Raw genomic sequence first — 10,183 nt, 5'->3', positions numbered from 1 at the left:
GTTTTTTTATTTTTTTTTTTTTTAAATAATATAAATAAAAATTGTTTTTTTTTTTTTTTTTAAATTTTTTTTTAATTTTTGGGGGGCGCCTTTGGCCCCCCCCGAAACTATTTTATTTTTTAAGAATTCTCCTATTTGATCTCCTACCAAATTCCAGATCCCGCTTCTGGATCATTTGTTGAGGCTCCATTAAAGATACTGTCCATTTGCTATATCCGTATGGTAGTATTTAGAAAATTCCAGTTTTTTATAAAAAAATTCTATTGGTTTTTTTGACCGTAAACTAATGACTGAATCAGGATTAGACAAAAAATGGAAAGTAGTTTTTTCATATTTTACCAAAAATGATAAGGGCGCAAATTTAATGAAAGTACTTAAGTTTAATGATGTCTGCTGACGAAATGCCAAACAGAATTAATGAATTTTCTATTTTTCTCATAGTATAAAAGATGCCCTCCATCAATAGAAACAACTTTCTGATCAGGAAACTGAAACGTTTTATAGTGCTGTGTTCCTACGGCTTTATCCTTTTTTCCGGTGATAATTAATACAGGAACATGAATGGTCTTTGTAGCTGGTGCATAATCAGCATAATATTCAGGAAACTCTTTAGGTTTTGAGATCACGGCCATTCCAAAATCGATAATTCTGGGATGAAGCGAGTCTATTTTGTCCATCTGTTTGATGGTTTCGATATCTTCAGTGAGAAATTTATAGCCCATTCTTTTCTTTCTTAGCGCAGCGCTTATTTTTGAAAGTTCAATAGAAAGGCTGTCTTCAGGAACGACTTTATTTTTCTGTAGAAGAAGACTGTTTCCATATTCAATCTGTTCCTTCACCGATTCGTTATTCAGAAAATGGAGTGTGATATTGGATAAAATCAAACCTTTTGTATGCTGAGGATATTTTTTAGCATAATTGACCGCAATAATTCCTCCGAAAGAATGCGCCAGCAGGAAAATTTTGTCAAGTTTCAGATGTTGCCTAAGTTCTTCAATATCCTGAACCATAGCCTCCAGATGATAATTTTCAGATGTTCCGGATTGACCGGATCCCCGCTGATCCATATAAATCATCTTCATATTTTTTTCAAGATGGTTTCCACCCATAAGTTCAAATGATGGATACCCCTGTCCCGGACCTCCCGGAACATACAAGCAGGCTTCTCCTTTTCCGGAAACCTTATATTTGATTTTAACGTGATCAGAAGTCTCAAAAATGTCTTCAGAACTGCTTTTCTGAGCTGAAACAGCAGTCGCAAAAAGAAAAAGAAACAAAAGTAAGTAGATGGTTTTCATATAATAATAACAACTAAAGGGAAGTGTTTATTACTTTGTAGAAATAAAAATTAAAGATCCAGGAACTGTCAGAGATTTTCTTCAAAGTCCTCTAAGTCACCTTTGATACCCTTTATTTTCTGGTTTTCAAAATGATTAATATACTCGTCCCTCGTTTTGAATATGATATCCGGATCAGATTCATAATATTCAATGGTAGTGAGGATTTTCTTATTCAGTTCTTTATTTTTTGTGTCTGATGTAAGGTATTGCTTCATTTGCTCTTTGTCATATCCAAATATCAGTTCAATGTCTACATACACCTGCGCATCAGTGCCCGCCCCGAATTTTGTCTGATAAAGGGCATAGACATCTTCATTACTCATATATTTGTACAGCATAAAGGCACAGACATCTGAAGTGTAGATGGGAAGATCAATCTGAAACCCTTTCTGCTCTTCTTTGAGTAACCATTGAATAAGAGGTTTGTGCTCCAGACCGTAATCATTGTACAGTTCGAATATTAATTCTTTTCTCTGCCAGTAGTTCACATCAAAAGAATCATAATAACCTGTTTTTCCATTGTGAAGAAACTGGAAGCCTTTTAAAAGAGTGTCGTCCGCATGATTTTTATATGCTTCAATGATCTTTCTTAAGGGGTTGCTCATCTGTTATAAATTATAGGTTGTTTGCAATATAATATTTATTGCTTAAGATATCAGGTAGGGTTGGGTTAATGGTTTATGGGCACAAAAAAAAGAGCAGTAAAAACTGCCCCCTTCTTTATCTAACAATATTTTTTTAAAAGTAAACACATCCGCATCCGGTTTCCCACGGTTGGCATAAATGTTTGGGCTCATTACATTCTCCTCCGGGATTACCTCCGCCGCCGCTTTCTCTATAACAGGTTCCGCCGCTGCAATAATAGACTCCTATAGTAGGCGGACAGTTTCCGTCAACATCACATATAGCATACGCAATATCGCCTCCGCTAATGAATTCCAGCTGCTTCCTCGTTAATTTTTTTAAATTTTTCATAGCAGTTTATATTTTTAATTTGTTGATTACTAATATATAAAAATTTTTAATACCCATATAGGTGATTTAATTAATATTGTTTAATATTTAAATGTTTTATAATTTAAATAGCGTAAAAATGGGGTAAATTGATCTTTTTGATGAGACATATTAATGAAGCTGCAGGAAAAGAATAATTTCTTCCCCTGCAGTAGTAAGACTGGATGTATGGAACCAGCTATTGGTTCATCATTTCAAAAGCACCATCAGAGCCAGCAAAGAAATTGCTGTATAGAACTTCAGTGTTTCCTACACGAATTTCAAAGGTATCATTCATCAGGCCTTGTACTAAACTGTCAGCTACCTCTAAAGCCGGAATACCATTTTCCCTGCCTCCGATTTCTGCTGAAAGATCTGTATTAACAAGTGGCGGCATCAGCTCAAAAACTTTAACAGCGGTGTCTTTGGCCAGTTCATACCTTAGCAATTTTGTATAGGAGTGGAGCGCCGCTTTAGAATCAGAATAAGTTGGGACATGAGAACCCGGTGCAAATGCTACAATAGAAGAAACATTCACCACAGCTGCATTTTCCTGTTGTTTTAATAAAGGAAGTAATTTTTCTGTCAGACGTATCGGGGCAAAATAATTGGTTTCAAATTCTGCAGAAGCTTTGGTGTAAGTGTCTGAGGTATCGGAAAGCGTATAAGCATAGGCGTGTCCGGCATTATTGATCAGAATATTCAGTCCACCGAAATTCACTTTAATTTCCTCTGCCAATCGGTCTACATCATTTCCATTGGTGATGTCAGCCTGAATGGTAAAAACATTGTCAAGACCCTCTGCTGCGGCATCAAGCTTTTCTTTGTTTCTTCCGGCAATAATAATTTTGTTGGTTGCATGAAGTGATTTTGCAATTTCCAATCCTATTCCTGATCCTCCGCCAGTAATTAAAATCGTGTTGTTGGTAATGTTCATAATATTTTTTGGTATTAAATGATTAGATATTTTTAAATTGTACTAATTGGTACAGAATTGAGTAAAAAATTTTAGTCCAGTATTTTAAGATTCAGTTCAATAATGCTTTTCAATATTTCCGGTGAGCTTTCCATCCTTTTCGTTACATGAATTCCGTTCCATAGATTGCTGAGATGCCATGCGATAATTTCCGGATCTTCAATGCTAATGATCTGCCCGGTTTCCTGTGCGGTTCTGACAGTCTCTGCAAACAAAACCTGAAGTTTTTTCAGCATTTGAGCTGTGATCTTTTTTATTTCATCATCCTTTTCAGAAAGCTGTACCAAAGCATTTCCCAAATAGCAACCAGGTTCTTTGTCGCATTCAGAAGTGTTGGCAAGATTCAGAAAAAACTTTTTGAGGAATTGGATTTTATTCTCGGATGCTGCAAGACTTTCCGAAATTTTTTGATAAAAATGGTCTGAAAACTGGCTGATTGAGCGGATATAAAGCTCCTTCTTTCCTCCTTTAAAAGTAAGATAGAAACTGCCTTTCCCGATGCCCATAGCACGTAGCAGCTCGTCAGCAGAAGCTGTATCGTAGCCCTTGTCTCTGAAAACTTCAGTGGCTTTTGCTACCACTTCATGCTCGTCAAATATTTTAGGTCTTCCTGCCATTGAGATTCATTTTCTGAGACAAAGGTATATAATTGTACTATTCGGTACAAAATAATAAATTCAATATGTTTTATAGTTTCTGTCGATCATTAAACTTATTATAAGTCTAAAGTCATAAAAACAGCAGTTTCCTCAGGATTGTCGTACAATCTTGTATTCAGTCCCGTTATGCTGAAGCCCATTCTTCTATAAAACTGTATCGCCGGATAATTGGTATTTTGTGTTTCCAGTTCGATAATTCTGCAGTTTAAATTTCTGGCTTCATGCACCGCACTTTTAATGAGCTGAACTCCGGCTCCGTTTCTTCTGAACGTTTCACTGATCAGTATATTTTCGATGTAGAAACTGTTGTTCCAGGTCCTATGCTCACCAATGATCCAGCCCATGAGTTGCCTATTTTCAAAAACTCCGAAAGAATGTCCTTTTTCTATGATTTCATTAAGATCATCTATATCGCTGGAATTCGTTTCCCAGACTTTGGTGTAGTGCAGCGGTTTTTCTCTTAATGTAAATTCAAAAGAACCGCTATATTCAACAAAAGAGATGGATAATATTTTGTCGGTGCTGTACCCGTTAAGTCCCCAGTTTGACGTAGGGTTTTCAGTCAGTTTTTCTAATTTTTTTATTTCCATGGAAATGCAGAATGAGATGGATTTTTATTGAATTTCTGTACAGATCTCCACCAAATAATTGTTGAGATCTTTAACGTAGGCTACCTTTTGTCCCCATGGTTTTACAGCGATATCTTCATACAGGAGCGCTCCATTTTTAATGGCTTTTTCTACCAGTTTCTCTACGTCATCTGTCGTAAACCCTAATTCTATTCCGAAAGGTTTTTCTTCAGACCTGGAAGATAAAAATCCCTTCTTTATATTGGAGTTGGCCAGATGTACGGATGCGAAAGCCAGACTGGTTTCTCCGCTAATCAATTCTCCGTAATCTTTTTCAGGCGTGATGAATTTAATGGGTGTATCAAATGTTTCGTGGTAAAAGTTCATCGACTTTTCAACATCTTCAACGTATAAAATGACGTATTTGAATTTGATCATAGTGGGTTTTTATTTTTTATTTATAATGTATTCTTCGTCCGTGACCAGCTCCGTATGAGGACCGTTCCGCGGATAATTGTCCCTCCCTCCGAAATGCCCGAAATGAAGCGGATACTTCTGTTCCAGCTCACGTACCTTACTTTCAAATGCATTGATATTGACATTTTGAACGGCATTTTCCATCTGTCTTCCATTGGAGAAGAAAAGCATCAGATTGCATTGGTCTTCAAAGTCCCGATCAAAATAGTAGAATACATGGATATTCTCTTCAGTACAGATAACAACAATATCATCAATGAAGTCTTTTTTATAGGAAAGTGGGAGATTACAATCAATTCTTATTGAAAGATTTTCAGCATTATCTTTTTTGAAATCTGAACCGATGATTTGGATAAACCAATGTTCAATGGTCTCATATTTTACATTTTCCGGTCTTAAATTTCTGCTTAATCTTACTTCAAAAGAAGAGTCAATTACGTTTGCATTGGCAAGAATCAGCAGCTTCTCTATCTCTGAGACGAACTGAAAATGCTCATCAAAAAGGGTGTAGTCACCTGTCGAGATCAATAACTGGTTTTCATTGATCTTAATATCCAGATACATTCTTTTAAAACGGAAATGTAATTCCTCCAGTTTTTTGATGAGGTTTTCAGGATGCTCTACTGAAACTCTGGCTTCCAGCTCGGCAAGATTATTGGCATGGCCTCCAATTCCTTTGAAAAATTTAAAAAACTGGAAACGGTATAAGTTTTCGGGAAATTTAAAATACCAGTATACGCCTAAAATCATTACTGCATGCCTTGGTTTAAAGATGTTCCCAAATTTAAATAAAATTTCACACTCCAAAACATTCAAAACCCGTAAATTTGTGGTCAACAAAAATTTACTAGATGCTTAGGAAAATTTCAATTGTGGCAGCAGCCCTTTTGTCCGTAATGACAATCAATGCTCAGAAGAACAAAAACTCTCAATTAGAAAGACCCAAATTAGTTGTAGGACTGGTTGTAGACCAGATGAGGTGGGATTATCTGTACCGTTTTTACGGTAAATACGGAAATGATGGTTTTAAAAGGCTCCTGAATACAGGATATTCTTTAAATAACGTCCACATCCCTTACGTACCTACCATTACGGCTTTGGGACATACCTGCATCTATACAGGTTCGGTACCTGCGATCCACGGGATTGCCGGAAATGACTGGACGGATAAAGAAACCGGAAAAAATGTATACTGTACGGCAGACGAAAGCGTTCAGCCTGTAGGAACAACCAATGCGAAAACGGGAAGTCATTCTCCGAAAAACCTTTGGTCTACCACCGTTACAGACGAATTGAGACTGGCTACCAACTTCCAGGGAAAAGTAATCGGAGTTTCATTAAAAGACCGTGCTTCGATTCTTCCTGCAGGCCATACGCCGAACGGAGCGTTCTGGTTTGATGATAGTACCGGAAACTTTATTACAAGCACCTGGTATATGACTGACCTGCCTCAGTGGGTAAAGTCTTTCAATTCCCAGAATCTGCCTGAAAAATTAGTAGCAAACGGTTGGAATACTTTACTTCCGATCAATCAATATACAGAAAGTTCACCGGATAATTCTTCTTGGGAAGGACTGCTTGGAAGCGCGAAAACACCTGTTTTCCCTTACAGCAATTTAGCTCAGGATTATCAGACGAAAAAAGATAATATCCGCTATACTCCTTTTGGAAATACACTGACACTGAAACTGGCTGAAGCTTCTGTAGAAGGCGAAAAGTTAGGAGGTGATACTATTACCGACTTTTTAGCAATCAACCTGGCTTCTACGGATTATGCAGGTCACAAATTCGGACCTAATTCTATCGAAGTGGAAGATGTATATTTACGACTTGATCAGGATCTTGCCGAGTTTTTCAGCTATCTGGATTCAAAAGTAGGAAAAGGAGAGTACACTGTTTTCCTTTCTGCCGACCACGGTGGAGCTCATTCAGTAGGATTTTTGAAAGAGCATAAGATCACTACAGGATTCTTTGGGGATGGAATGGAAAAAGATATCAATCAAAAACTGAAAGATAAATTCGGAGTTGATAAGCTGATCAATGCAGTAGACAATTACCAGATCTATTTCGACAGAAAGCTGATGCAGGATAACAAAATAGAGTTGGATGATCTGAGAGATTTTACAATCAAAGAATTGCAGAAAGATCCTACCGTTTTATATGCAGTCTCTGTAGATGAAGTTCAGGAAGCTACGATTCCGGAACCCATCAAACAGAGAATCATCAACGGAATCAACAGACAAAGAAGCGGTGATATCCAGCTGATCTCCCACGATTCTATGCTTCCTCCATATTCCAAGACTGGAACTACACACAGTGTATGGAATTCTTATGACTCCCATATTCCATTGATCTTTATGGGCTGGGGAATTCAGAAAGGAGAAAGTAATAAAGCATATAACATGACTGATATTGCACCTACCATTTCATCATTACTGAAAATTCAGTTCCCAAGTGGAAACGTAGGAAACCCGATCACAGAGGTTATTGGAAGATAATAAATATTCCGGAACACTTTTTATCATGTACAATTAAAGAGATGCAGTTTTTGCATCTCTTTTTTTAATTTCAATCAACGATAAAGATATTATTTGGAAGGAGTCGCCCTTATATTAATGGTATCACGGTTTCCTGAACCAAATGTTACTCTGAAAGCAATTCCACTGGCACCGGCGCCGTTTAACGTAATGGTATAATTTCCTGCTGGTAAATTAAGTGTAGTGCGGGGCACAAGATAAAAATTACCAGTGGTGATAAAAGTGGCAAAACTATTAATATAAGATAGGGAAGATATTCCGAATGCGTTATTGATAGGTATACCGGCCGGCGCAGCCGTAAATGAGTAGTACATATTACAAAGTTTCACTGCATTATCCGTTATTCCTGCTCCGGTAGCGCCCGGGGCAATACCAAAATTGGTGAAAATAGCAGAGATGTTGGAATTAAACTCCACTAAAGAAGGTTTGCTTAAAGTAAAAGATATTGTAGCCAGCGTAATGGTGGTAATAGAGCCGCTGGTTGTAGCTGCCGGAACATCCAGAGCTGTTGTAGCCAGTGCGTCTCCACCTAGGGTTCCCCCTGAAAGCATTGTTCTTTCAGACCAGGCTGATTTTCTCTGCCATTGGGTGCCGTCATTATAATACTCTCCCGGATACACAGGATTGGTTGGTACAGAGGTATTGGTTGCGGTATTGTATACACTCATTCCTGCCACATGTGCTGAAAGTGGTGACGAATTATTGGTCGCTGTAAGAGCTATTCTGGGAAGCAATATCCCTTTATTTGTACTGCTTACCTCCAGCATTGCATTGGTATTGGGTGAAGCAAGGCCTATTCCCACTTGAGCCATCGTCTGGGATGAAATACCTAGAAAAGCAAGGACTGTCAGAAATATATTTTTCATGATTAGGTTTTAGTTAGTTCATATTAAAAATCTTACCGTTATTTTGTAGGCGTGGCTTTAATCTGGGCCATATCACGGATTCCGGACCCATACATAATTCTAAAAGCATTACTGCTGGATGCCACTCCGTTTAAATTAACCACATAGTTTCCCGCTGGCAATTGGAGGATAGCATGCGGAGCAGTATACAGATTTCCTGTAATGGTCGTTATATTAGCCGTGATGGCATTCATATAAGTTACTGTACTGTCTCCAAATGGAGCATTGACAGCTATTCCGGCTGGTGCTGTGGTAAATACAAAATTCACAGTTGCCAATTTTACTGACGAATCTCCCAGTGGCGTAGTGCTGTCACCACTCACCGTAAAAGATGTGGAAATATTACCTCCGAACTCTACTCTGGATGGTCTGTCCAGAGTAAAGGAAAACGTACTTAAAGTAGTAGTGGCGGGAGTGCCTGCTGCAACATCTACGGTGATAGGGGAAAGTAAATCAGCGATTGTACCTCCCGTTATCATTCTCACATCGTTCAAAGCGGATTTTCTTTGCCATTGTGTTCCGTCATTATAATATTCACCCGGATACACGGGATTGGCTGCTACAGAAGTATTGGTGGCAGTATTGTATACCGTCATACCGGCTACGTGAGCTGTTAGTGGTGAAGGATTATTGGTAGCGATTAATGCCAGTCTCGGTAGTAAAAACCCTTTATTGGCACTTGTGATATCCAGCTGAGCATTAGCATTTGGGCTGGCTAATCCCACGCCAACCTGAGCATTTGTCAATAAAAAGAAAAGCAGAAAGAACGGGATTGTATATTTAATTTTTTTCATTGTATCATATTTTAATGATGTTAAAAATAAAAAGGCTTCCCGTTACTGTAATGGGGTAGCTATGACTTGGATCATATCATGGGTACCTCCGCCAAAGCCTATTCTAAAGGCAGTTCCGCTTAAAACCGTTCCTCTTACAATCAGGACATAGCTTCCTACTGGCAAAGTGACTACGCTATACGGATTCAGATAAACATCTCCTGTTGCAGTCCCGGCAGCAGAAAGTGAATTCGTGTAAGAGGTGGAGTGATCACCAAAAAAAGCAGTCGTAGAAACTCCTGCAGGAGCTGTAGTGAACTGAAAGTTGACCGTACATAATTTTATGGCTCCGTCTGATAAAGGGGTTGTATTGCTTCCGGAAGCGGTATACTTTGTAGAAATATTGGCACTGAACTCTACGGTAGACGGTCTGTCTAAAGTAAAGGAAACAGTACTCAATGTTATATTGGATGCTGTTTCGGCAACAACGTCTGTTGTGATCAGCGCAATAGGGTCGCTTATGCTTCCTCCGGTAATCATTCTGGCATCATTCCAGGTAGATTTCCTTAACCATTGGGTACCGTCATTATAGTACTCTCCCGGATATACAGGGTTGGCGGGTACTGAAGTATTGGTAGCTGTATTGTATACGGTCATTCCGGCAACATGGGCTGAAAGGGGAGAGGCGCTATTGGTAGAAACAAGGGCAAGTCTTGGAAGGAGTACACCCTTATTGGTGCTGGTTACATCCACTCCTGCATTGGCGTTGGGTGAATTTATTCCAATTCCTACCTGTGCTTCTGAAATGGAAAAGCAGGCCAATAGTAAAGGAATAATAAAGTTCATCGTTTTCATCGCTGTTTAGTTTTATTTAGGTTTATCAAAAAATATTCCGATAATTAATTTTATTCTAAATTTTTGTAATTATTTTGAATAAAAATCATTTTAAATAAT

Annotated in this window: 12 protein-coding genes; 1 reads left to right on the top strand and 11 read right to left on the bottom strand. The window is 38.3% G+C overall.

Going from position 1 to position 10,183, the window contains the following annotated elements; genetic code table 11:
• Positions 1 to 380: 380 nt before the first annotated feature.
• From NZD88_RS19815 to NZD88_RS19780, 8 genes are all read right to left on the bottom strand, one after another.
• Positions 381 to 1,298 (bottom strand): alpha/beta fold hydrolase, encoded by a 918-nt coding sequence (locus NZD88_RS19815; protein ID WP_259831428.1) that lies wholly within the window; start codon positions 1,296 to 1,298, stop codon positions 381 to 383.
• A gap of 68 nt (positions 1,299 to 1,366) precedes the next feature.
• Positions 1,367 to 1,945, bottom strand: a complete 579-nt coding sequence (locus NZD88_RS19810) for a hypothetical protein (RefSeq protein ID WP_259831426.1) — start codon at positions 1,943 to 1,945, stop codon at positions 1,367 to 1,369.
• A gap of 133 nt (positions 1,946 to 2,078) precedes the next feature.
• Entirely contained in the window at positions 2,079 to 2,315 is a 237-nt protein-coding gene (locus NZD88_RS19805; protein WP_259831425.1) for a bacteriocin-like protein, read from the bottom strand.
• Positions 2,316 to 2,532: 217 nt separating this feature from the next.
• Positions 2,533 to 3,270 (bottom strand): SDR family oxidoreductase, encoded by a 738-nt coding sequence (locus tag NZD88_RS19800; RefSeq protein WP_259831424.1) that lies wholly within the window; start codon positions 3,268 to 3,270, stop codon positions 2,533 to 2,535.
• 71 nt (positions 3,271 to 3,341) lie between these two features.
• Positions 3,342 to 3,926: a TetR/AcrR family transcriptional regulator gene (locus NZD88_RS19795; protein WP_259831422.1), complete on the bottom strand. Its 585-nt coding sequence runs from the start codon at positions 3,924 to 3,926 to the stop codon at positions 3,342 to 3,344.
• A gap of 98 nt (positions 3,927 to 4,024) precedes the next feature.
• Complete coding sequence (locus NZD88_RS19790) at positions 4,025 to 4,558, bottom strand: GNAT family N-acetyltransferase (protein WP_259831419.1); 534 nt, start codon at positions 4,556 to 4,558, stop codon at positions 4,025 to 4,027.
• Between the two features lie 24 nt (positions 4,559 to 4,582).
• Positions 4,583 to 4,975 (bottom strand): VOC family protein, encoded by a 393-nt coding sequence (locus NZD88_RS19785; protein WP_259831417.1) that lies wholly within the window; start codon positions 4,973 to 4,975, stop codon positions 4,583 to 4,585.
• A gap of 9 nt (positions 4,976 to 4,984) precedes the next feature.
• Positions 4,985 to 5,764 (bottom strand): hypothetical protein, encoded by a 780-nt coding sequence (locus NZD88_RS19780; protein ID WP_259831415.1) that lies wholly within the window; start codon positions 5,762 to 5,764, stop codon positions 4,985 to 4,987.
• Positions 5,765 to 5,865: 101 nt separating this feature from the next.
• On the opposite strand from NZD88_RS19780, the gene pafA reads away from it, so the two are divergent.
• On the top strand, positions 5,866 to 7,512 hold the full coding sequence (gene pafA, locus NZD88_RS19775; RefSeq protein WP_259831412.1) for an alkaline phosphatase PafA: 1,647 nt from the start codon (positions 5,866 to 5,868) through the stop codon (positions 7,510 to 7,512).
• An 89-nt stretch (positions 7,513 to 7,601) separates the two neighbouring features.
• Here the strand turns inward: pafA and NZD88_RS19770 are convergent, their stop codons facing one another.
• Genes NZD88_RS19770 through NZD88_RS19760 form a run of 3 tightly spaced genes read right to left on the bottom strand, consistent with a single transcriptional unit; the run spans position 7,602 to position 10,084 of the window.
• Positions 7,602 to 8,417, bottom strand: coding sequence for a hypothetical protein (locus NZD88_RS19770; RefSeq protein WP_259831410.1), 816 nt, complete (start codon positions 8,415 to 8,417; stop codon positions 7,602 to 7,604).
• A gap of 38 nt (positions 8,418 to 8,455) precedes the next feature.
• Complete coding sequence (locus tag NZD88_RS19765) at positions 8,456 to 9,250, bottom strand: hypothetical protein (protein WP_259831408.1); 795 nt, start codon at positions 9,248 to 9,250, stop codon at positions 8,456 to 8,458.
• Between the two features lie 42 nt (positions 9,251 to 9,292).
• Positions 9,293 to 10,084: a hypothetical protein gene (locus NZD88_RS19760; protein WP_259831405.1), complete on the bottom strand. Its 792-nt coding sequence runs from the start codon at positions 10,082 to 10,084 to the stop codon at positions 9,293 to 9,295.
• Positions 10,085 to 10,183: the final 99 nt, after the last annotated feature.

This window comes from Chryseobacterium pyrolae (assembly GCF_025153485.1).
In the GTDB taxonomy this organism is placed as follows: domain Bacteria; phylum Bacteroidota; class Bacteroidia; order Flavobacteriales; family Weeksellaceae; genus Chryseobacterium; species Chryseobacterium antibioticum.
This window is presented reverse-complemented; position numbering and strand designations above follow the sequence as displayed.